This window comes from Alishewanella tabrizica (assembly GCF_014652375.1).
Taxonomy (GTDB): domain Bacteria; phylum Pseudomonadota; class Gammaproteobacteria; order Enterobacterales; family Alteromonadaceae; genus Alishewanella; species Alishewanella tabrizica.
The window spans coordinates 13,977-37,945 of record NZ_BMYR01000006.1; the positions used below are offsets into that span (position 1 = coordinate 13,977).

At 45.7% G+C, this 23,969-nt stretch carries 17 protein-coding genes; 8 read left to right on the forward strand and 9 right to left on the reverse strand.

From position 1 onward, the window contains the following. Positions 1-15: 15 nt before the first annotated feature. The 3 genes from IE070_RS07990 to IE070_RS08000 all read left to right on the forward strand — a co-directional run bounded on the left by IE070_RS07990 (position 16) and on the right by IE070_RS08000 (position 5,439). Complete coding sequence (locus tag IE070_RS07990; RefSeq protein WP_189482265.1) at positions 16-1,236, forward strand: methyltransferase; 1,221 nt, start codon at positions 16-18, stop codon at positions 1,234-1,236. A 68-nt stretch (positions 1,237-1,304) separates the two neighbouring features. Continuing rightward, positions 1,305-3,059: a putative bifunctional diguanylate cyclase/phosphodiesterase gene (locus IE070_RS07995; RefSeq protein WP_189482267.1), complete on the forward strand. Its 1,755-nt coding sequence runs from the start codon at positions 1,305-1,307 to the stop codon at positions 3,057-3,059. 10 nt (positions 3,060-3,069) lie between these two features. Beyond that, positions 3,070-5,439 carry an ATP-binding protein gene (locus IE070_RS08000; RefSeq protein ID WP_189482269.1) on the forward strand — a complete coding sequence of 790 codons (2,370 nt, stop codon included), beginning with the start codon at positions 3,070-3,072 and terminating at the stop codon, positions 5,437-5,439. A 39-nt stretch (positions 5,440-5,478) separates the two neighbouring features. Here IE070_RS08000 and yihG (IE070_RS08005) read toward each other — a convergent pair whose 3' ends face one another. The 3 genes from yihG (IE070_RS08005) to speA form a co-directional block, all read right to left on the reverse strand. Next, positions 5,479-6,426, reverse strand: a complete 948-nt coding sequence (gene yihG, locus IE070_RS08005; RefSeq protein ID WP_189482271.1) for a 1-acylglycerol-3-phosphate O-acyltransferase, YihG family — start codon at positions 6,424-6,426, stop codon at positions 5,479-5,481. A gap of 15 nt (positions 6,427-6,441) precedes the next feature. Further along, positions 6,442-7,335 (reverse strand): 1-acylglycerol-3-phosphate O-acyltransferase, YihG family, encoded by an 894-nt coding sequence (gene yihG / locus IE070_RS08010; RefSeq protein WP_189482273.1) that lies wholly within the window; start codon positions 7,333-7,335, stop codon positions 6,442-6,444. A gap of 90 nt (positions 7,336-7,425) precedes the next feature. Then, on the reverse strand, positions 7,426-9,312 hold the full coding sequence (gene speA, locus IE070_RS08015) for a biosynthetic arginine decarboxylase (RefSeq protein WP_189482274.1): 1,887 nt from the start codon (positions 9,310-9,312) through the stop codon (positions 7,426-7,428). Positions 9,313-9,445: 133 nt separating this feature from the next. Between speA and speE the strand changes: the two genes are divergently transcribed. After that, positions 9,446-10,312 carry a polyamine aminopropyltransferase gene (gene speE, locus IE070_RS08020; RefSeq protein WP_189482275.1) on the forward strand — a complete coding sequence of 289 codons (867 nt, stop codon included), beginning with the start codon at positions 9,446-9,448 and terminating at the stop codon, positions 10,310-10,312. An 85-nt stretch (positions 10,313-10,397) separates the two neighbouring features. Here the strand turns inward: speE and IE070_RS08025 are convergent, their stop codons facing one another. After that, positions 10,398-11,036, reverse strand: coding sequence for a YiaD family glycine zipper/OmpA-like lipoprotein (locus IE070_RS08025; protein ID WP_189482276.1), 639 nt, complete (start codon positions 11,034-11,036; stop codon positions 10,398-10,400). 212 nt (positions 11,037-11,248) lie between these two features. On the opposite strand from IE070_RS08025, the gene proB reads away from it, so the two are divergent. Together proB and IE070_RS08035 are read left to right on the forward strand one after the other, a co-directional pair. Beyond that, entirely contained in the window at positions 11,249-12,352 is a 1,104-nt protein-coding gene (gene proB, locus IE070_RS08030; protein ID WP_189482277.1) for a glutamate 5-kinase, read from the forward strand. Positions 12,353-12,455: 103 nt separating this feature from the next. Next, positions 12,456-14,357: a methyl-accepting chemotaxis protein gene (locus tag IE070_RS08035; protein ID WP_189482278.1), complete on the forward strand. Its 1,902-nt coding sequence runs from the start codon at positions 12,456-12,458 to the stop codon at positions 14,355-14,357. Between the two features lie 50 nt (positions 14,358-14,407). Here the strand turns inward: IE070_RS08035 and argA are convergent, their stop codons facing one another. From argA to IE070_RS08055, 4 genes are all read right to left on the reverse strand, one after another. Next, a complete protein-coding gene (gene argA / locus IE070_RS08040) occupies positions 14,408-15,727 on the reverse strand; it encodes an amino-acid N-acetyltransferase (protein ID WP_189482279.1) in 1,320 nt (439 codons plus the stop codon). Between the two features lie 267 nt (positions 15,728-15,994). Then, positions 15,995-17,146, reverse strand: coding sequence for a glutathionylspermidine synthase family protein (locus IE070_RS08045; protein WP_189482280.1), 1,152 nt, complete (start codon positions 17,144-17,146; stop codon positions 15,995-15,997). 3 nt (positions 17,147-17,149) lie between these two features. Then, complete coding sequence (locus tag IE070_RS08050; RefSeq protein WP_189482281.1) at positions 17,150-17,779, reverse strand: DUF1190 domain-containing protein; 630 nt, start codon at positions 17,777-17,779, stop codon at positions 17,150-17,152. 10 nt (positions 17,780-17,789) lie between these two features. Further along, positions 17,790-18,251, reverse strand: a complete 462-nt coding sequence (locus IE070_RS08055) for a DUF350 domain-containing protein (protein ID WP_229796982.1) — start codon at positions 18,249-18,251, stop codon at positions 17,790-17,792. Positions 18,252-18,423: 172 nt separating this feature from the next. Between IE070_RS08055 and IE070_RS08060 the strand changes: the two genes are divergently transcribed. Beyond that, a complete protein-coding gene (locus IE070_RS08060; RefSeq protein WP_189482282.1) occupies positions 18,424-20,484 on the forward strand; it encodes a M13 family metallopeptidase in 2,061 nt (686 codons plus the stop codon). Positions 20,485-20,592: 108 nt separating this feature from the next. On the opposite strand, the gene IE070_RS08065 is transcribed toward IE070_RS08060, so the two are convergent. Continuing rightward, positions 20,593-21,180 (reverse strand): porin family protein, encoded by a 588-nt coding sequence (locus tag IE070_RS08065; protein ID WP_189482283.1) that lies wholly within the window; start codon positions 21,178-21,180, stop codon positions 20,593-20,595. Between the two features lie 261 nt (positions 21,181-21,441). Between IE070_RS08065 and IE070_RS08070 the strand changes: the two genes are divergently transcribed. Beyond that, entirely contained in the window at positions 21,442-23,862 is a 2,421-nt protein-coding gene (locus IE070_RS08070; protein ID WP_189482284.1) for an alpha/beta hydrolase family protein, read from the forward strand. The last annotated feature ends 107 nt before the right edge of the window (positions 23,863-23,969 follow it).

The following is a 23,969-nucleotide window of genomic DNA, read 5'->3' on the forward strand; positions in this document are numbered from 1 at the left end:
CGAATGACCTAAAGCATGGCTAATATCCTAACAGGCGATGCCATTGCCTCGCTGTTCTTTGACGTTGCCGCCTTGCTTAAGCGTTACGAAGCGTATTGGCGGCTGCATCCTATGGGTATAAAAACCTTGCCTTGGCAGCCTGCGCTAAATGCACAACTATCATCTTTAACCTTAGCTGAGCTTAGCGCTCTAGACCAATCACCACAATTGCAAGCAGCATGTTTTCGACATTTTTTTCCAGCGTTATTTGAACTGCCCTTTTTTTGGCATGCGGATAGCGCAGCACCACCCGTCACTTGGCCGTTTTGGTTGAGTAACGGTATCGCAGGGCGTAAATTAGAACAAATTCAACAGTTTTGTCAGTTTTTGCCAGTAGGCGATTTGCCTATACTGGAGTGGTGTGCTGGGAAAGGTCATTTAGGGCGTCTATTGGCCGCAGCCGGAACACAATCGGTAACCAGTATTGAATGGCAGCCCGCGCTTTGCCAAGACGGTGAGCAATTGGCAACGCGTTTTGGTCTGCAACAGCGTTTTGTGCAAGCGGATGTATTAAGTCCGGCTGGGCAGGCTGTTTTAACACCAGCACAGCAAGTGGTGGCATTGCATGCATGTGGAGAGTTACATCTTGCGCTCTTAAGGTCAGCGAGCCAGATAGGATGCCAGCAGTTGCACGTGTCTCCATGTTGTTATCATCTGATCTCCCATGATACCTATGTGCCGTTATCCCGAATCGCGCAAGCTTCGGATCTTGCGTTAACGCGGCAAGAATTAAAGCTCGCAGTACAAGGTCAAGTCACCGCTGGCGAACGCATAGCACGCTTGCGAGAAATCGAAGTAAGCTGGCGTTTAGCTTATGATGCGCTTAGGGCACATATCAGCGGTGAGCCAGCTTATCAGCCGCTGCCCTCATTACCCAAACACTGGTTTAGTGGTGCCTTTACGGACTTTATTCAGTTTGCTGCGGCACAACAACACCTTGTGCTACCGACTGATATCGATTTTGAGTCTTATCATCAGCAAGGTCAGCAAGCGTACTTACGATTACAACAGCTTGATGCCGTGCGGCATTTATTTCGTCGGCCATTAGAATTATATTTGGTATTAGATCGCGCTTTGTTTTTACAGCAGCAAGGTTATGAGGTCTGCGTTAGGGCGTTTTGTGATTATGAGCTGACACCACGCAATTTGTGCTTGCATGCAACGTTAGCTACAAAAGCGTCTATTAAAGCATGCTAATTAAGCTTTTCTAATAAGAGTGTGCTATGTTGAATTAATCAACAATCGTGATGTATCACAGGTGTAAAATGCAGGATGAGCTGTTTCAATTTGCTGCAGAGTCTACAGAACTTACCCTACCTAAAGCGATCTTGCCCGCACTTAAACTATTAGTGGTGGATGACGACAGTGATGTTCACACTGTCACGGAGTTACTGTTAAGAGATCTGACTTTTGATGGTCACCGTTTACACCTGTTGCATGCTTACTCTAGCGCTGAAGCCTTTGCTGTACTGCAAAATACCCCAGATATTGCGATTTTACTGTTAGATGTAGTGATGGAATCGGATGATGCTGGGCTAAAATTAGTACAGCAGATCAGAGAAACCTTACATCGTAAAAAAATTCGGATCATTCTAAGAACGGGCCAGCCTGGTTACGCACCTGAGCTAACTACCATTGCAAATTTTGATATCAATGATTATAAAACGAAAACGGAGTTAACGCGTGAACGGCTATATACGTGTTTGATGGCGGCGGCTCGAAGCTATTTACAGCTGGCACAGCTAGAGCAACTGGCTTACGAAGATCATCTTACCGGATTGAATAACCGCAATGGTTTATTAAAAGCCATGGAAATTGCTGCCGCAGGTGGCCAAGTTCACACCTTACTACTACTCGACTTAGATCATTTTTCCATGCTAAACGACAGCTTTGGCAATGAGCTCGCCGATCAATTTTTACAGCAAGTGGCGCAACGGCTTAAGGCTATCCCTTCAAGCATTACTGCTGCCCGATTGGCCGCCGATAAATTTGCGGTATTAAGCCATGCGCCCATTAGTTTAAGTGAGCAACTGTGTCGCGAGTATCTTTCAGAAACTCCTTTGCTAGTTGATGGTATCTCGCAAGACGTGAGCTTTTGTTTAGGCATCGCCACGACGCATCCTGACATTAGTCCGTCTGAAAATCTCTCGCATGCTTACATGGCGCTTAAACGGGCCAAGAATGCCGGTATTCGTCAAACAGTGGTATTTAATGATGCCATGGTAGAAGCCTTACGTGAGCGTGTGGGGCTGATTTCATCATTAAATCGAGGCATGGAATTAGCGCAGTTGTATGTTGCTTATCAACCACAGTTTCATTTGGCTACGAAAGTAGTTATTGGTGTAGAGGCTCTGGCACGGTGGGTAGATGATAGTGGACGACATGTTTCGCCAGCCATTTTTATTGAATTAGCCGAGCAAGCGGGTTTAATCCATCGTTTAGGGCATATTGTGTTGGTTAAGGCTTTAAACGAGACAAAATTTTTATGTTCACTTATCAAAAACTTTCGTTTAGCCGTCAATGTATCCAGCATACAGTTTAAGCATCCTGATTTTTTAGAGCAGATTTTTGCGGCGTTAGCGGAAACCGATTTTCCTGCCAAACACCTAGAAATCGAATTAACCGAGTCTGCCACGATGGATTTTTCTGCCGATACCGAGTTTAAGTTGTCGAAATTACGTGAGGCCGGCATTGCGTTAGCCATCGACGATTTTGGCACAGGGTTTTCATCACTGGCTTATTTAGAAAAGTTACAAGCCAATTGCCTGAAAATTGATAAAAGCTTTGTGGATAATATTGTAGAAACCGGTTCTGGCCTGCGAATTGTGCAAACTATTCTGGCGCTTGGGCATAAGTTAACGATGCGCGTTTTAGCTGAAGGTATTGAAGATCCCCGGCAATTGGCCGCGCTAATTGAGATGGGGTGTGACGAAGGACAAGGCTATTTATTGGCAAAACCAATGAAAATGCAGGTGTTACAAGAGTGGCCGCCGATTAAACAGCTTTTATTAGCACAATAAAGGCCGATTGATGTCAGGGCAACTGCGTAAAAATTTACTTATATCAACCGTGTTTTTGTTGATGTCTTTTGGTGGCATGCTGCTTATTGCTATCTATTTATTACAACAAGCTAGTATTCAAAGTTCCCGTGATGCCTGGGCACAAGCGCAAAGCTCTATTGAATTTCAATTATTATTAAATGCCGAAAATATCAGTAACAACATCAAAAATCATATTCAACGCGCAGTAGAAACGCCCGAGTTATTAGCGTTGATGGCGAGTAAAACCGTTGAAAAGTCTGAACAACTTTCTCGTACGCAGTTAAAAACCTTAGTTGCCGAAGCGTTAAGGGCGAATCCTGTTGTAAACTCTGTGTATATGCATTTTCAGCCTAATGCCTATGATGGCGAGGATGACGCTAATCGGGGCGATTATCGGCATAGTTCGGAGCAGGGAACATTAGAAATTTATTGGGTGAAACACGCCGATGGTTTGCACTTTTATCCAATAGCCGATGGCAATTTTAAATATCAGCAGCAACTTGATGCCTACGGACAGAGCGAGTCGGAATGGTATAACTGCCCGAGCCAGACTCGACAAAACTGTATTACCGAACCATTTTGGTGGGAGCTGCAAGACCTTATAAACGTGCAACTTATGTCGGTAACTGTGCCTATTATTGCCAATAATGCGTTTTTAGGTATCGCTGGGGTAGATTTAAATATGCCCGAGTTTAATGCCGCCATTACCGCGTTTGTGCGGCCCCTCTATGGTGGGAATGTCCGCTTTTACTTGCTAACCGACAGTGCGCGCCTCTTAGCGGCAAACGACTATCCCGAGCGAGTGGGCGAGTCACTGCAAGATGTCGATGCTGCGATTTCCACCCTATTTAACACACCTAGCCAGCGTACTTTTGTGCAAGGTGAGCAGGGTTATCTTATTGAGCGTTTGTCACTGACTATTTTAAACAAGCAATGGCACATGCTGTTATTGATCCCAGAACAGGAAGCATTAACCGAATTTACGCAAGCAAGAGCCGATTTCACGCGATTAAGTGTGCGCAATATGGCGGGATTGATTCTCAGTTCAGGATTACTGATCTTACTCACGATGGCGATTGCTCTGAAATATTTGCATAAACGTGAGCGTTTGTTAAGCCAAAGTCAGGCAGAACTAGAGCTTATTCTCCGTGCTGCGCCAACGCCAATTTCGGTAGGTTATTTGGTTCACGACAAGGTGATCTTGCACAAAGTAAATCAAGCATGGCTAGATAAATTTGGTTACTCGGATCAGCAAATTGCACTGAACACTTTTTCAGATGCATTGCTATGGAGTTCTGCAGCCGATCACACGCGCCTAATGCAGCAAATACGCCAAGAAGGGCAAGTGACTGCCTTTGTCGTGTGGTTAACACGGCGAGATGGCTCCGCGTTTTTGGGCGAGATTTCTGCTACCGTGGTACAAACCGACGATGAAACATTGTTGGTTACGGTATATGACGATATTAGTGATCATTATGCGCTACAGGGGCAATTACTGGCGATTAATGATCAATTAGAACAGCGTGTTGATCAGCGTACGCAACAGTTACAACATACCATCAACACGCTTGAGTTAACTAAGCAAGAGCTGATTCAATCTGAAAAGTTAGCGGCACTAGGCAATTTGGTCGCGGGTATTGCTCATGAGTTAAATACGCCGGTTGGGAATGCGGTGCTGGCGGCGTCACGACTTAAATCAGATTATCAACACTTAGTAGCCAAAACTGCGGTAGGGTTAACGAAAAAGGATTTTGAGCAGTTTTTGGCCGATGGCCAAGACAGCACGGCTATTCTTGATAGAAACTTACTCCGTGCTGCCGAATTGATTCGTAGCTTTAAACAAGTTGCGATTGATCAAACCTCATTGCAACGGCGGACCGCCTTCGTGCACGAGATCCTTGATGACGTATTGTTGATGTTACAACCCAGTATTCGCAAAAGTGGTCATAGTGTAACGTTACAGCAGCCCGACCAACCTATATTGATTGAAAGTTATCCTGGGCCATTAGAGCAAGTATTAATTAATTTGGTACAAAATGCCTTAATACACGCCTTCGATCAGCCGGGGGGGCAAGTTACTATTACGGTGAGCCAGTTAGATCAAACCCTCATGCTAAGCGTGGCAGATAATGGCAAAGGGATACCTTTAGCGATTCAACCGAAAATATTTGAGCCTTTTTTTACCACCCGATTAGGGCAAGGTGGCTCAGGATTGGGCTTGAGTTTGGCGCATAATATGGTAACGGGTATTTTAAAAGGGCAGTTGCGCGTAGAGAGTATGCCAGGAGAAGGCAGTCGTTTTTGGGTAACCATGCCGCGCGTCACTCCTGAGCAATATCTGAGCAATAAAGAGGGCTAACGCGCGGCGTTGTTTGCTGCGGCACTGCAGAACGGAACGTTAATGAAAAGATTCACGTTCAGCATGTGAGGGGCTCACCAATAGGGGAGAACTCTGTTGCTGATAGTATTGGCTGATATACGCATCTTTTAATTGCCAGCGTTGGTTAAGCCATTGCTGAAAATTTTCGCGAAACGCGGCATCATTAAAATAATCTCCAATCACCTCATGGTTCACGGCTAATACGTCGGCATGAATAACCACTTTGGTGAGACGACCCATCAGCATATCTAGTGCGACATGGCCTTGGTTCTCGGGATAGATTAAGGTGATATCCAAAATCGCGTTAAATTGCTCACCCATACTGGCCAGGGTAAAGGCGATACCGCCGGCTTTGGGAGGTAACAAATGTTGGAAAGGACTGTGTTTAGCCCGTTGTTTTTCGGCAGTACAACGACTGCCTTCAACAAAGTTAATAATGGTAGTAGGCGTATATTGAAATTTTGCACAAGATTGCCGTGTGGTTTCAATATCTTTGCCTTTTAAATGCGGTTTTTTAGCAATTTTGGCAGCGCTATAGCGTTTCATGTAGGGCATATCGAGCGCCCAACAGCCCGTTCCCAAAAAAGGTATCCACTTAAGCTGATCTTTTAAAAAGAATTTTGGCTCGGGGATCAGCGGGTAAGCAAAGGTACTGACAACTGGAATATCTACCCAGCTTTTATGATTGGCAATCAGCAAATACCAGCTGTCTTTGTCTAAATGTTGTTGACCACTAATTTGCCAATCAATCTGGTTAAACAAGTTCATTAAAAACGTATTCACCGCTGTCCAACCGCGGTAGCAGCGACGGCCGAGAGCCGCAATCCTTTTGTGTGCGGCTGGCAATGGCAGCAACAGTTTCAACAAGCCAAGGGGAGTAACGAGTATTCCCCAAAACGCTAAATTTAATGCAAATAAGCTGAAGCTTAAAGGTAACAGTAAAAAACCGGGCAAAAAGCTTAGCATCGTTGACACACTCCGTTATTGGTCAGCGCGGGTTTGTAGTGCGGCCAATTGCCGATCTTTATCGGTCCACAATTGGTTAAGCCACTGTTGAAAACGTTCACGGTAAACCTGATCGTTATAATCGCCGATCAACTCTTTACCTATTGGTAAAACGTTAATATTAACTGTTATAGCATGAACTTTACCGGAAATGTAATCCCAAAATGAAGGAATTCCTTGCGGATAATGAATAGTGACATCCAGTAATTTATGTAATTGTTCACCCATAGTGCCAAGGACAAAGGCGGTGCCACCGGCTTTAGGTTTCAATAAATACTGTAACGGTGACTGTTGTTCAGCATGCTTGGCAGGCGTAAAACGGGTGCCTTCTACAAAATTCATGATGGATACCGGCTTAAAACGAAATTTCTCGCAGGCTTTGCGCGTGGTCGCAATATCTTTACCTTTCAACTCTGGGCGTTTTTTTAACAGTTGTTGGCTGTAGCGCTTCATAAAGGGGAAATCGAGAGCCCACCAACATAGCCCCATGAACGGCACATATAAGAGTTCTTTTTTTAAGAAAAATTTAATAAAAGGAATTTTACGATTAAATATATTTTGTAAGATCAGAATGTCTGCCCAAGATTGATGATTAGCAATAATCAAGTACCAATCTTTGCGTGACAGCGTTTCAAGCCCTTCAATACGCCATTTAATAGAGGTAAAGAGCTGCGTCGTAAGATTATTTAAACTTATCCAAGCAACAGCGATGGCATCGACCAAATAGCTCATCCAAGCTTGCCAGCGAGTGATTGGCAACAACTTTAAAATGGCCAACAACATTAACGGCACAAACCAAAACAAGGTATTAATGATATACAGTAGTAAGGATAAAACGCCCTTAAGTGGGCTGGGTAACCATCGTAACATAACGCACTCATCTCATTTTATGGTAGTAGAACGACCATGCAAATAATGGAGGTGTTATGGCTAACACCTCCGATCAGTGCTTATTTTAGCTTAATCTTCGAAATAGGTGTAACCATAAACGCCAGCTTTTAATTCATCCAGCATTTCATCCTTACGGCTATCCAGCATATCCAGTTTTGCCAATTGTTTGGTGTAAGAGGCAATAAGCTTCTTAGCATCAAATTGCACATAACGCAGTACATCTGCAACCGTATCGCCTTTGATGATATTGGTCAGTTTGTAGCTGCCATCTTCTGTTAGCTCAACGTGAACAGAATCGGTGTCACCAAACAAGTTGTGTAAATCACCTAAAATTTCTTGATAGGCGCCAACCATAAACATGCCTAATAAATACTGCTTATCTTCACTGTATTCTGGCAGCGGTAAACTTGATTCAATACCGTTACCATCGGCGTAGCTTTTTAGCATACCATCAGAGTCACAGGTAATATCTTGAATAATCGCACGGTGTTCCAGCGATTCATTCATCCGCTCCAGAGGCATTACCGGGAACAATTGATCAATACCCCAAGCATCAGGCATCGATTGGAACAGCGAGAAGTTTACAAACAGTTTATCGGCCAGCTTTTCATTCAACTCATCGTGAATGGCGCGGTGAGAACGCGCTGATAAGTCCAAATTAGCTCTTACTTTGTTAATGGTAGCAAAGTAAATTTGTTCTAGTAACGACCAATCTTGTAAGGTTAACAAGCCATGTACATATTGGGCGTGCGCGTCAGTAAAGTAATGAATCGCATCGTGATAAGCCTCTATCGCTGAACGAGGCGTTACGTTTTGGTACGCTTCCCATAAGCCTAGAATTACCGTGGGCGAATCTTCGCTTGGCTCTGGTAAATTCACCAAGCCTGGCGCGCGTTCAATGTCGATAGCGTCTGTGACTAACACGGCATGGTGGGCAGTCATCGCGCGACCCGATTCGGTGATAATATTCGGGTGCGGTAAATCGTACTCGTCACACACTTCTTTTAAGCCATTCACGACATTACGGGCATATTCCATCATGGTGTAGTTCATTGAGCAGGCAGAGCGAGATTTTGAGCCCTCATAATCAACACCTAAACCACCGCCTACATCAACTGTCGTAATGGGCACGCCCAACGTACGTAATTCAGCATAATGACGCGCACACTCACGAATCGCATTATGAATATCGCGGATATTGGCAATTTGTGAGCCGATATGGAAATGCACCAGCTGTAATAAATCGAGTTTATTGGCAGCGCGTAAAATTTCAATGGCCTGTAAAACCTGCGTGGCGGTTAAGCCAAATTTGCCTTTTTCACCGCCGGTATTTTGCCATTTGCCTTTACCCACTGAATTTAAGCGAATACGAATACCAATACGCGGTGCGGCGCCTAAGTTATCTATTTCACGGATCAGGGTTTTTAATTCAGACAGCTTCTCAACTACCACATACACGGTGTGGCCCATCATTTGTCCGATAGTGGCTAAGCGCAAAAATTCGCTGTCTTTGTAGCCGTTACACACAATTTGCAATGGTTGTTCTGTTACACCCAAAATCGCCATTAATTCTGGCTTACTACCGGCTTCTAAACCGACTTTACCGCTGTCGTGGCTAATTAGGCGTTTAACTACAGAAAACTGTTGGTTTACTTTAATGGGGTAAACCGCCGTATATTGGCCTTGATATTCTTTTTCGGCTTTCGCCAGTTGAAAAGATTTAATTAAAGTATCAACTCGGTGTTGCAAAATGTCGGTAAAACGTACCAACACTGGCAAGGTTAATCCTTCTTCTTTAAATCGCTGAGTCAACTCCGGGAAGCTAATACCCGCTTTTTTGTGATCCTGGTCCGGATAGGCAATTAAATCACCGTCCTTATTCACATCAAAATAGCCTTCACTCCAGACGGCAACGTTATAAATGGAACGTGCTTTCTCAAAACCCCAATCAGCCATGGTATTTCCTCAAAAATTTAAACTGCTATAGTTTAAAGCCTATAGCGTCTTGGTGCAGCAAAATTGCCGAAATATTTGTATGTCACCGCCAACGCAGGCAAAATACGGGCCTTATACGTTTTAGGGGGTAATAATGTCAGTAATTAATGACAAAAATTGGCTTACCGAAGTGTTTGCCGACAGTGGTAGTGTGTTTGGTTTAGCCATTACAAAAAAACTGGATGAAGTGCAGTCACCTTTTCAGAAAATTGCCATGTATGAAACCACCCATTTTGGCAATTTAATGGTCATTGATGATGTTATCATGTTAAGTAGTCGTGACAACTTTTTATATCACGAGATGCTGAGCCATCCGGTTTTATTTACGCATCCAAATCCCCAAAATGTGGTGATTATAGGCGGTGGTGATTGTGGTACCTTGCGTGAAGTGTTAAAGCATCCTGGTGTGAAATGTGTCACGCAAATTGATATTGATGAACACGTTACTCGCATGGCAGAAAAATACTTCCCTGAGCTGTGTGCCTCTAACAACGATCCGCGTGCGACGTTAACTTTTGAAGATGGCATTAAGTTTATGCGTGATGCCGCGCCAGGTTCCATCGATGTTATTATTGTTGATTCAACCGATCCAATTGGTCCAGGTGAAGGCCTTTTTAACCGTGCTTTTTACGCTAGCTGTGTAGCAGCATTAGCGAATGACGGTATTTTGGTACAGCAAAGTGAATCGCCGCTGATCCATATGCCTCTTCTTACAGCAATGCGTCAGGCGATGACGGATGCCGGTTTTGCCAGCTTACAAACCCTTAATTTCCCGCAAATGGTCTACCCATCAGGTTGGTGGACGTGCACGTTGGCTAAGAAAACGGGTGACTTTGTTGGATTCCGTGAAGCCGATGCAGCAGCTGCACCATTTGAGACAGAGTATTACAATGTTGAGGTACATAAAGCCGCTAGTGCGTTACCGAATTTTGTCAAAAAAGCGTTTGCACAAGCGCGTTAATCGCGTAGCCACGTATTCTACGTTAACCACAACGCCCGGCATGTCCGGGCGTTGCTGTTAAAACGTTAGCATAAATGCCGCGGAGTTACTCGACCACTGGCTCAATATGGATCTCAACCCGCCGATTTTGCGCGCGGTTTGCTTCTGATGTGTTAGGAACTGCCGGATAATCTGGACCGTAACCTACTGTTTCTACTCTGATAGATTGCACATTTTGCGCGATCAAATAATTTTTAACGGCATCAGCACGGGCACGTGATAAATTCATATTGTATTGATATGGGCCGGTATCATCAGTGTGGCCAGCAACAACCAACATGGTTTTGGGGTAATCACGCAATACTTTTGCAATGTCATTTAAGACGGGATACAAGCTGGCACGAATATCTGAACGATTAATGTCAAAGGTCAGTTGGGCGGGAATGTCCAGCGTAAGTTTGTCACCATTTCGGATCACTTTAACGCCTGAGCCAGAGAGTTCTTCGCGCAGTGCTTTTTCCTGATTATCCATGTAACTGCCCACAGCGGCACCCGCTAATGCACCTACCGCAGCGCCAATGACTAAACGTTTGTTTTTATGATTACCCGTTGCTTTACCAGCAATAGCACCTGCTACCGCACCAATAGCCGCGCCGCGGGTGGTATTTTGGTTATCCGTAGTGGCACAGCCTGCCAAGACTAAACTCGCCGACATCATTAATACCACTGTCGCTTTTACTTTCATTGCTGTTTCTCCGCAATTACCACATGATTTAGCGTTATCTTAACGTGGCAGCATGAATCAAGGCTGAACCTATCAATTGCACTGTATCAGTGTTATCTCGCCATACCTCGAGACACGAGCAAACGCATAAATAGAAATAGACATGTAGACTTCTAAACTTTAAGCTAAGCACGGTGTATCAGCAGAGATAAATAACAGCAAGGACAGTAAGTATGGCGGTGCGTGGTTGGAAACGTATTGTATTAAAAGTGGGAAGTGCGTTAATTGCACCAACGGCAAATGGCTGTTCTACCCGGTATTTGTTGTCTATCGCGCGGTTTATTGCTGAATGTCGCGCGGCAGGTACCGAAGTCGTCTTGGTCTCTTCGGGCAGTGTGGCTGCCGGCCGAAATGCGATAAGCTTTAAGCAACTCCCCTTACCGATCAATGTTAAACAAGCAATGGCGGCAGTTGGACAAAGTCGGATGATGGCATCGTGGTCACAATTATTTGATTTTGATTGTGCGCAAATTTTGCTAACGCACGATGACTTAAAAGATCGTCGGCGTTACTTAAATATTGATAATACCCTGAAAACCTTGCTGGCGAATGGTGTATTGCCCATCGTTAATGAAAACGATACGGTGGCAACGGCTGAATTAAAAGTGGGTGACAACGATAATCTTGCTGCTATGGTTGCTATTGTGGCCGACGCAGATGCCTTGCTTATCTGCTCTGACATCGATGGTTTATACACTGCAAACCCGCGCACCACACCTACTGCAACCTTGTTGCCTCAGGTATCAAGCATAACGGCTGATATCTACGCCATGGCTGGCGGTAGCCATCATGCAATCGGTACCGGCGGTATGATCACCAAAATTCAAGCCGCGGATAAAGCGACCGCTGCGGGCATTGATACCTTAATTATTAATGGTCAAAAAGCGGCAACCTTTGATGAGTTGTTGCTTAATCGGCCAGTAGGTACGGTATTTTTACGCCAACAAGAGCGCATAAGTGCCAAAAAACACTGGTTACGCCATAACCTAAAGCCAAGCGGATCCATAATATTGGATACAGGTGCAGTCCAAGCGGTAACGCTGCGTGGCGCTTCACTGTTGCCTTCAGGTATTCATGGGACAGAGGGTGATTTTGAAAAAGGCGATGCCGTATTATTGACGCGCGAAAGCGGTGAAACGATAGCGCAGGGTATTACACAATACAGTGCCATGGAGTTGCGAAAAATTCAGGGTGCAAAAAGCCAGGAAATTACCGCACGCTTAGGCTATTGCCCTAGCGAAGTGGCGGTGCATCGCGATGATTTGGTTTTGTTTTAGGCTTGTAAGGGATTAACTGCTCGCGTTGTCATAGGATTGTCAGTGTCGCAGTGTTAAAATCGGCACAAACACTTTTCGCTATGATGTTAGCCGGAGCAGTACTTTGACCTTTCTGAAAAACCTGTCAGTTAAACAGCAACTGATTTTATCTTTGGTGCTGGCCACCTTATTGGCAACGGCCTTAATGGGTACTTTGTCTTATCAACAAGCGCGCAATGTTGTTGTTGAGCGTATGCTGCATCATGAGATGCCGGCGTTAGTGAAGCAAGTGGGGCAAACGTTAGATACCCAAATCTTGCAAATGACCACGATTACGCAGCAACTCGCCGAAAACCCCTACATTTTGACTTGGGCTGAGCAGGGGTTTGCCGCGTCAGAAGAACCGATGCTGCTTACCCAAATTCGAGCCGTACAACGCCAGTTAACCTTAGACGCTGCCTCGTGGGCCGATCGAGAAAGTGCGCGTTATTGGAATCAAGATGGATTTTTACGTGCGTTAAATCAGCAAGACGATGCGTGGTTTTTTGCGTTTCGTGATTCAGGTCAAGCAACCAACGTCAGCTTATTTACGGAACCTAACGGCCGGGTGCGGATGTTTGTTAATTATCAGCAACTTAACGGCCGGGGCTTATCGGGTATCGCCGTCTCGTTAGAGCAACTTGTTGCTTACTTAAATTCGGTGCGTATTGCCGAATCGGGTTTAGTGTATCTTATTGATCAGACTGGACACGTAATCTTGCATCCCGACAGTAGCGTGTTGCAAAAAACCTTAACAGATGTTGTGGGTGCCAGTGCAAGTCAGCAACTATTACAAGCCGGATTAGCCAGTGTGGTGAATGATCAGGTGTTACTCGTCAGTACACCTGTGACCAGTGCTGGTTGGAAGGTGGTCGCACAAGTGCCGGTTAACGAGGTGTTAGCACCCGTCCAACGGATTCGTGATCAAGTGCTCCTTTCTGGCATTATTTTAACGCTGCTTGCCGCGTTAGCTGCGTGGTTTGTGGCGCAGCGCCTCACCCGGCAGTTACATGAGGTGGCGCATTCTCTGCAAGATATTGGTCAGGGGCAGGGCGATTTACGCCAGCGTCTTGCGGTGAAAGGGGCGCAAGAAATTCAGCAAATTAGTAGTGGTTTTAATAATTTTGTCGCCAATATTCGGCAATTAGTGGCTGAAGTACAGCAACAAAATACTTTATTGCTGTCGTCCTCTGCAGTGGTATCTGAAAATGCTAACAATAATAAAGAGCTAGCTGCAGAACAACGGCAGCGATTAAGCCGTATTGCTACAGCCATAGAGCAATTAGGTGCCACGATTGCCGAAGTAGCAAATCATGCAAAGGTCGCCGCTGAAGCGGCAAGGACGACGCGTGGCCATGCCGATCAAGGTTTAGCTGTGATTGCCGAAACTAACAAGAGTATTGGCGAACTGAGTGGTGAAGTAGAAAATATTGCTAAGGTGGTAAGTACCTTAGCGCAAAATAGCGATAAAATTGCCGATATTCTTAGTGTGATCCGCAGTATTTCTGAACAAACCAATTTGTTAGCTCTAAATGCTGCGATTGAAGCTGCACGAGCGGGTGAGCAAGGGCGTGGTTTTGCGGTGGTTGCCGATGAGGTGCGGCATTTGGCGCAACGTGCTGCACAATCGACAAATCAAATCCAGCAGATGATTGATCAACTCGCTAGCCAATCCCGTCATGCGGTGCAGGCATCTGCCGCAGGGCAAGAACGTGCTCGGCATGGCGTTATAGCTATGGCGTCTGCCAGTGAAGCCTTAGGGCGCATTGTGCAGGGGATCCGTCAATTGGATGAATTAAATCAGGATGTAGCGCGTGCTACTGATGAACAAGCCGCAGTGGTACAGGATATTAGCCAAAGCGTGCACGATAGTAATCAATTAATTGATGAAAGTGCCGCCGCCGCCGCTCAGTTAGCGAATTTTAGTGCCGACTTACGTCAGTTATCGACAACGTTACAGGGGTTAACCACGCGCTTTATTATCTAAAGCGCGTAGTGTGTCGTCGCGCGATCTGGCAAATGGGCGAGATTCGTGCGTTATAAATCCAGCGCCAAAATTTTTGAGCGGCGCTGGTAATTATAAAGTTGTTTTTTCTGTGTCGGTAAATCTTCTACGGTCACGAGCTCAAAACCCTGTTCTAAAAACCAGTGAATACTGCGTGTGGTGAGTGCAAACAGCCGATCATATTTTCGCTGTCTTGCTTGCTGAATAACACTGCGTAGCAGCGTGGTGCCACGGTCAGCATCACGATAATCGGGATGAACCGCTAAGCAGGCAAATTCACCCACGTTGTCTTCGGTAAACGGATATAACGCAGCACAACCAATAACCAAACCATCTCGTTCAATCAAGGTAAAATAATCGATCTCCATTTCGAGTTGTTCACGTGAGCGTCTTACCAGTAAGCCTTGTTGCTCTAGTGGCCGAATCAAATCTAAGATACCGCCAATATCACTAATTACCGCGCGGCGTAGTTTTTCAGCGGATTCAGTGACCACTTGCGTACCAATACCATCCCGTGAAAACAGTTCTTGTAGCAAAGAGCCATCTTCACTATAGCTTACTAGGTGACAACGTGGCACACCTGCACGACAGGCCGTAACGGCGGCGCGTAAAAATGCCACTGTCCCCACGCAGGCGTCATCGAGCAGCTCTAATTGCTGCATAATATCTTCGGCACGATTTGGCATTAATTCAGCCGTTATTTCGCCGTTTTCGCCGGTAATACCACCCACCTCATTAAAACCAATCATCTTATCGGCTTTCAGGCGAATGGCCACTTGGGTGGCAATTTCTTCAGCGGTTAGATTAAAGCTTTCGCCCGTAACCGAGGCAGCAATTGGGCCCATCAGTACAATACCATTATTATCAAGCTGACGACGGATCCCTGTGGTATCAATACGCCGTACTCTACCGCTGTGGAAATAATCAATACCTTCGTCAACGCCCAGTGGTTGCGCAATCACAAAGTTTCCACTGACCACGTTAATTTGCGCACCCTGCATAGGCGTATTACTTAAGCTCATAGATAAACGAGCCGTAATATCTAATTGTAAGGCGCCGGCGACTTGTTTGATTAATTTAAATGAATCATCATCGGTTACGCGCACTCTGTTGTGATATTGCGGTTCTAAACCAGCTTGCGTTAGTGCTTGGTTAATTTGCGGCCTAGCGCCGTATACCAATACCACTTTAATACCTAAGCTGTTAAGCAGCGCAATATCATTGATAATGCTTCGAATACCAGGCTGCATGATCGCTTCGCCACCCAGCATAATGACGAAGGTTTTCCCTCGGTGAGCATTAACATAGGGAGCAGATTGGCGGAAACCGCTAACGAGTTCAGTTGTACGCACGGGCAGTTAAGATCCTTTAAAAAATGGTAATAACAAGTCTGGCAGTTATTCACAAAAACTGCCAGACCACGTTTTAGAACAGGATAAATTATGTTGCGTTATGGTAACGCAGATGTGGTTTTATATCCAATATATATGAATATTTATTCGCCTGTCTCGTGCTGTTATTAGCACGAGACAAAGGGTTTCTGCGCGTTAGTTTGGCGCTAGCTTAGCCATTAGGGCAAGCCCGTTTTACGTAGCAGAATCTACAGCCAATCGAGACGCTTAGCCTAAGATAATGTGCGGTAAAAACCGCGAGCTGTCTTTGGTAATTAAACTATTATCTTCTCTAACGCCAATACCTGCAGCAAGATCGCCAACTACCCAACTACCAATTAACGTATAACTGTCGCCAAAACGCGGTAATGGCGCAAAGGCTTGCCGAATATAAGCGCCGTCATCATAAGGTCCTGGTTGAAAAATCCGTTCGCCACTGTGGGTGAGCAATTCAACATTGGCGCCTTCGCGTGAGAACAGGGGTTTACGTACCCAGCCAGCGCTGAGTGGCTGTTTACCGTCATCAAAAAACGCCGGTAATAAATTAGGATGCCCCTGATGCTTTTGCCACAATAAAGGCAATATACCTTTGTTGGACAATAAGATTTTCCACAAGGGTTCAACGAAACGGGTATTAGAACTGATTAACGTCGATGAAAACTCTTCTTGTAACATAAACTCCCAAGGATAGAGCTTAAATAAGCCTTCAATAGGGAAACCGTCCAAATCGACTAATTGCCCTTCGATATCCCCCAATTGTTCTAACGCAATATAGCGACTATCAATGCCAGCTTGTAGTGCAATATCCATCAGATAATCGACAGTTCCTTTGTCTTCTTGGCTATCGGCAACACTGCTAAAGTAAAACGGCTGCGGTAACGGGAGTTGGGCAAAGGCTTGCTCAAGTTTATCTTGTAGCGAGTTAAATTGGTCAGCACCAGAGGGAAGAGCTCCCCGCATTTGCTGATCTTCCAGCCAAACCCATTGGAAAAAGCCGGTCTCGTATAACGATGTGGGCGTGTCGTAATTTAGCTCTAGCAATTTTGCTGGGCCTTTACCATCGTAGGCAAAGTCCATCCGGCCATAAAGATGCGGCTCGCCATTTTGCCAGCTATAACGTACGGCGTCCCAAAACGCTTCTGGGATCCCAAGTTGTTGTAGTTTTTCTTCGCTTTGCAAGATTTCTGGCACGAGATCAAGCGCCATCTGATGCAACTGCTCAGTTGGCGTCTCTAAATCGTCTTCAATCTGCGCGAGGCTAAACTCATAATAAGCCGACTCATCCCAATACGGCTCATTATCAATCGTATGAAAGGCAAAGCCGACGCTTTCAGCAAATGCCTGCCAACCTGGGCGTGGTGCAATAGGCACTTTTTTCATGGTTTAGCCACCCATGGTGGTCTGACGCGGGGCGGCCGCCGCACGTTGTTGTGCTTGCGCACCAAACCCACCGCGCCGCGCTAAACTGGCTGGCTTTGGTTGAACGGCTGATGGACGAATTTGGGTAACCCCTGGTTTTGAAGCCACAGGGGTATTGGTTGCCGTGCGGAAAGTACTTTGATCATCGCGTGATTTATACAGCGGTTGATTCGGTACCGGATTACGTCCACCAGCAGCAGCTGCGGTATTTTGTTGCTGCGGTGCTGCCATGCCTCCCCGGTTTAGCATTTGACCTGCTAAAAAGCCCATCATCATTGGCATAAAAAAACTGCCTTGTGCTTGTTGTTGCCCTTGTTCTGGAGCGGTTTCACAACGACCTACCCCAAAGTCGACTTCACATTCTTGCTTGTTCGCATAACGTGGAGCAACTTGTGGGTGTAAGGCTTGGGCATCCGCAAAGGCGGCTTGGCATTCCGCTGGTGGATTATAAAAGGCCGCACATTCGTCAGGCGTATTAAATACCTGAGCTTCGACCGTTTTTTCACTACCACAGCCGCTTAACAATAAGGTTGCAGCCGGTACCATAAATAACATGGCCGCTTTACGACTACGTTTGAAGTGTGGATGTTGCATTATTGGCTCCTTAATAACTCATACAGGCAGCGTTTAGCAAACCGACGCTGATCGAACACCCTGCAGAAAAAATTCCTGCAGCAAGATCACCTTGGGTAATACGTTGTGGCAACTGTTTTAGTGCCAGTTGGCTAATGAAAAACGTGAGTATTTGTACTACGGTGGCCACTAACCCCCAAATCGCGCAATCAAGTAAAGACAGCGAATGGGTAATGGCGCTAGATAACGGCAGTGCAAAACCAATCAGAGCCCCAGCAAACGCTAGCGCTGCCGCAGGATTATTGGCGCGAATTAAGCCAAATTCATCATGCGGTGTCACCCAACTGTACAGGCGAACAAACACCAATACTGACACAACGGCCAACACAAAATAGGCCAAAAAAGACGGTAAACCTGCTAATGAACTTAATGCCGTATCTAACATAGTAAGATCCTGTGAATAAACGATATGCTGATCCTGCGGAAATTTCACGCGTAATTCAAGTAAAACCGTATAGCGGGTCGCGCATTCACTTATCTAAAGGTGTTTATCGCAGCCGACAGGGTGCATATCTTGTTTACTGGACAGGGTAATGCGGCTTTTTTACACTCAAATAAATGTGGCTCTTTTACTCTCAAATAAAAACCAAAACCAAGGATCCCCGATGAAAAAACCAACGTTATTAGCACTAGGTATTGCTCTTGCGCTCGGCGTAAGTGGCTGTCAAAGTCAACCTAACGCAGAACAGTCACCCGCCGTGAGTGTGACGGCAGAACAGCAAGCTGGTTTTGCCTTAAAAAACTTTGATAAAAGTGTGGCTCCGCAGCAAGACTTTTTCCGCTTTGTAAACGGTAATTGGGTAAGCGAAACAGCAATTCCAGCAGACAAGGTACGTTGGGGCAGTTTTGATGAATTACGCGAGAATGCCGATCAACAGGTTCTAGAGATTATTCGTGAACTGGCAGCCGGCCAGCATCCAAAAAATTCAGATGCACAAAAAATTGCCGATTTATACCACTCTTTTTTAAATGAGCCCTTGATCAATACGCTCGGTTTAAACCCATTGCGTGGCGACATTGCACGGATACAGCAAGTCCGCACGCATCAAGAGCTTGCTAGCTTGTGGGGTGAACTTCAGCAATACCGGTTTGGTGCACCCTTAGCGGTATTTGTTGGGCAGGATCAGCGCCAATCTGATCAGTACATTACAGGTGCTAGTCAAGCTGGCTTAGGGTTACCTGATCGCGATTATTATTTAAAAGATGATGAACGCTCACTGGCGTTACTGGGGCAGTATAAAGCCTTTATTGCCACGCTTTGGCAGCTAGCGGGTTGGGATAATCCAGATCAAGCGGCAGATCACGTGTTAGCGATTGAGAAACAATTAGCCACCATTCAGTGGGGACGTATTCAAAATCGGGATCGCAATGCAACTTACAATAAGCTCACGATAGCGGAAATTGAACAAACTGCACCGGGTTTTGATTGGCGTGCGTTTTTAACTGCTGCCGAGTTAGGCAAGGTCAATGAACTGGTGATTCGCCAGCCCACTTACTTTACGGCTTTCGCCAAATTACAGGCCGATATCCCGGTTGCACACTGGCAAACCTATTTAAAATTCCACTTATTACGTGCTAATGCCGCCAATTTAAGCGAGCCATTTGCCAAGGCAAGTTTCGAGTTTTATGGCAAAACCCTAAGTGGCCAACAAGAACAACGTAGCCGTGAAAAGTTAGCCGTTAATGTGGTAGATAGTAATTTAGGTTTTATGGTGGGCAAAGAATATGTTGCGCGCCATTTTAAACCTGAAGCGAAAGCTCGTATGGATGTGATGATCGAAAATCTGCGGGTGGCTTTTAAAGAAGCCATCGACGAGCTGGAGTGGATGAGTGCAGAAACGAAAGTGGAAGCGCAAGCCAAATTAGCCAAGTTTAATACCAAAATTGGTTACCCCGATGTGTGGCGTGATTATGACTGTTTAACGATTGAGGCGAACGATTTGATTGGTAATTTGCGCCGTAGCAGCGAGTGTGAATATCAGCGAATGGTTAATCGTTTAGGGCAACCTGTAAATCGTGATGAGTGGGGCATGACACCGCAAACGGTAAATGCATACTACAGTTCAACCATGAACGAAATTGTGTTTCCGGCTGCGATTTTGCAACCGCCATTTTTTAACGTAGACGCGGATGACGCGGTAAACTACGGGGCCATTGGCGGGGTTATTGGTCACGAATTTACGCATGGGTTTGACGATCAGGGCCGCCGCTCGGATGGTGATGGTAATTTACGTGATTGGTGGACACCCGAGGATGCACGGCAATTTAGCGAACGTGCTCAGCGGATGATCGATCAGTATAATGCGTTTAATCCAATTGATAATTTGCACCTGCAAGGTGCCTTAGGGTTAGGTGAAAACATTGCCGACTTAGGTGGCTTAACGGTGGCATTCCGTGCCTATCAAAACGCGACTAAAGACCAACCCAAACAGACGATTGCTGGTTTTACCCCAGAGCAACGTTTCTTTATTGGTTGGTCACAAGTTTGGCGTATCAAATTCCGTGATGAAGCTTTGCGTCAGCAAGTGATTACCGGCCCACACTCGCCTGGAATGTATCGGGTATTAGGGGTGCTGTCGAATATGCCAGAATTCTATGACGCCTTTGAGGTAAAACCCGGTGATGGTATGTATCGAGAAGAAGAGGTTCGGGTAAAAATCTGGTAATCGTTACTCATTGAAAATAGAGATGAAATAAAAAGGGGGGAGTCTTACTTCCCCCTTTTTTACGCTACTAAAATTCGCTCAGCAGAATCTTAGATAGTGTTATATAGCTTAGAAACGATAATTCACGCCCAGATTTACACTGCTGGTTTTAAACTTCAATGTAAAAGGCCCTTCGCGGAACGTTTCTTCAGGCAATTGCAAGTACTCTAAGCTAGCCGACCAATTAGACGTAATATTAAACGCCGCGCCCACACCCCAGCTAAAGCCATCTACCGTATCGGTTTCTGAGTAGCTAAAGCCCGGCTCACGTTCTTCATATTTAAATTTTACTGAGCCAAAACCGGCTAAACCATATAATGAAAAGGCATCGCTTACTGGCACAGTACCTTTAACCAATAATAAATTTTGCTGACTTATTTTAAATTTCTCAGAAAAGCCGCCTTCACTATAAGATTCATCACGAATACCCGTACCTAAGCGTATTTCAGCGGCAAAGTATTGATTAAAACTGTAGCCGGCCACTGCCGACAGTGTCGTAAAGTCAAAACTTTCTGAAAATCCACTTTCTGTTTCTTTTAACTTGGCCGCGCCAATTTGGCCACCAACATAAAACGGCGTATCAGCCGCGATAACCGGCGTAACTGCGGTACTCGCAAAGGCCGTAATGATGGCTAAACCTAATAATTTTTTTAACATGTTTAAATCCTTGTAGGGTGGTGATACGGCATATTCAGCTTTTTTAACTGAATAAAAACTGAATATGTAACGTAGCTGTATTAATTTTAAATAAATTAACAAAAAAATTCAGTTTAAGTTTGTAACAAGGTTTTACATGTTGGTGGCGCTGGTCTCAATTTATCTTTTAGTGGTCGAATGCACACACAGGATACGGGATAAACGTGCTACAACATTTATTATTTTCAACAGCGTTATTTTAATAAACAGGGAATACCAAACATGAGAATGTTGCTAAATACCTTGCTGCTGGGCGCCTTGCTCAGTGCCAGTAGCGTCGCATTGGCGACGGCGGTTGATATTGGCTATCAACAGCCGGCCAAAGAAATTGTTGATATTGTAGATGCGGCTCCGGCACCGGGTGCCAGTTTAAGCCCAAACGGCCGTATTATGTTAAGCACGGCTTTCCCTGCGTTACCGGCTATTGCCGATTTAGCGGCGCCAGAATATCGGCTAGCGGGTGTGCGTTTTAACCCAGCCAACAATGGTCCGGCGCAACCACGCTATGTATCCTCTTTGCAGCTGATCGATTTAGATACCCAGCAAAGCAAAGCAATTAGTGGCTTACCGAAAAGCTTAAAGGCCGTTAACCTAAGCTGGTCGCCTGATAGTCGTTACTTAGCGTTTATTCAATTAGAGGATAACCGCGCTAACCTGTGGCGAATTGATATCGCGGCGGCTAAAGCCAGCGCGTGGGGCAAAGCGCCAATTAATGCCATTTGGGGCGGGGTATTGCAATGGTCGGCAGATAGCAAAGCGATTTATGTTGCCACCGTGCCAGCAAAACGCGGCAATGAACCGGTTGCCAGTAAGGTACCAACGGGTCCTGTCATTACCGAAGCGCGTGGTCGTACGGCGCCAGCTCGAACCTATCAAGATTTGTTAAAAAATAAACATGATGAAGCCTTATTTAGTTATTACTTTACCAGCCAATTAGTGAAACTAGGCGTTAACAATAAAACGACGCTACTTGGCAAGCCGCAATTGTTTCGCAGCGTAGAGATCTCACCCGATAATCAATTTATATTAGTGAATCGTATCGAGCAGCCGTTCTCCTATGCGGTGCCAGTATTCCGGTTCGCCTACACCACCGAAGTATGGGATGCCTCGGGTAAGCTGGTTTACCAAGTGGTACAACAACCTGTAGCGGATAACTTACCCATTGCCTTTGATGCCGTGCCAACAGGGCGTCGTGATATTAGTTGGCGTGCCGATCACTCTGCCACGTTGTACTGGGCACAGGCTGCTGATGGCGGTGATCCCGCTAATAAGGTAGCCGTTCGCGATCAGCTGTTTCAATTAGCAGCGCCCTTTACGGCCGAGCCCGAAAAATTAATGGATTTACGTTATCGTTTCTCGTATTTAATGGCGGCTGCTGATGGTAGCCTGATGGTGTGGGAGCGCTGGTGGCAAGATCGTAACGAAAAGGTGTGGTATTTACCTAATGGTCAAGCGGCCCAACTGATGTGGGAACGCTCATCAGAAGATCAATATAACGATCCAGGCTCACCATTAATGACCACCGCGGCCAATGGTCAGCGTTTACTGCGTGTGGAAAATGGCGCTATTTATTTAACGGCCGTTGGCGCGTCTACTGAAGGTAATCGGCCTTTTATCGATAAACGGCAGTTAGCGACGGGCGAGACCACCCGGTTATGGCGTTCGGAAGCGCCATTTTACGAATATCCATTAACCTTATTACCCTCGGGGCAGCTATTAACACAGCGCGAATCGGCTGACTTGCCGCCAGATTTCTATCTGCGTAATCTTCAATCAGGCGAGCTTACGGCCCTTACTCAAACACCACATCCCATGCCACACACCCAAGGCATAAGCCGTGAGCTGATTAATTATCAGCGGGCTGATGGCATTCCGATGTCGGCGACCTTATTACTGCCTGCTGGATACGATAAGACTCGTGATGGTGCCTTACCCACTATTGTGTGGGCTTATCCGCGTGAATTCCGGAGTGCTGCGGCAGCTGGTCAAGTGACTGATTCGCCTTACCGGTTTAATCGTATTGGCTATTGGAATCCACAATTTTTAGCGACACAAGGTTATGCGGTGCTTGATAACGCCACTATGCCGATTGTTGGCGAAGGCGATAAAGAACCAAATGATAGCTTTATTGAGCAACTGGTGTTAAATGCAGAAGCCGTGATTGCCGCAGGGGTGGCGCGTGGTGTAACCGATCCAAACCGGGTAGCAGTAGGTGGCCATTCGTATGGCGCCTTTATGACCGCGAACTTGCTGGCGCATACCCATTTATTTAAAGCCGGTATTGCACGTAGTGGCGCGTATAATCGCACCTTAACGCCTTTTGGCTTTCAGCGTGAGCAGCGCACCTTATGGGATGATCCTGAATTATACGCTCGGATGTCGCCGTTTTTTCATGCTGAAAAAATTAAAACGCCGCTGTTGTTGATCCATGGCACTGATGATAACAACTCCGGTACCTTTCCGATGCAAAGCGAACGTTTATATCAGGCGATTAAAGGTAATGGTGGCACTACCCGTTTAGTCATGTTACCACTGGAATCGCATGGCTATCGCGCTCGCGAATCAGTGTTACATATGCTGTGGGAAACGACCGCTTGGTTGGATGAATTTGTGAAGAATGCGGAAGTACAAGCCGCTCAGTAAAATTCGCTGATGATGATTTGTGATGACCTATGAAAGCAGGCGACGCACGTTATTTAATGTGACATAAATAACGAGACATAAGTAACGAAATATAAGTAACGAGACAT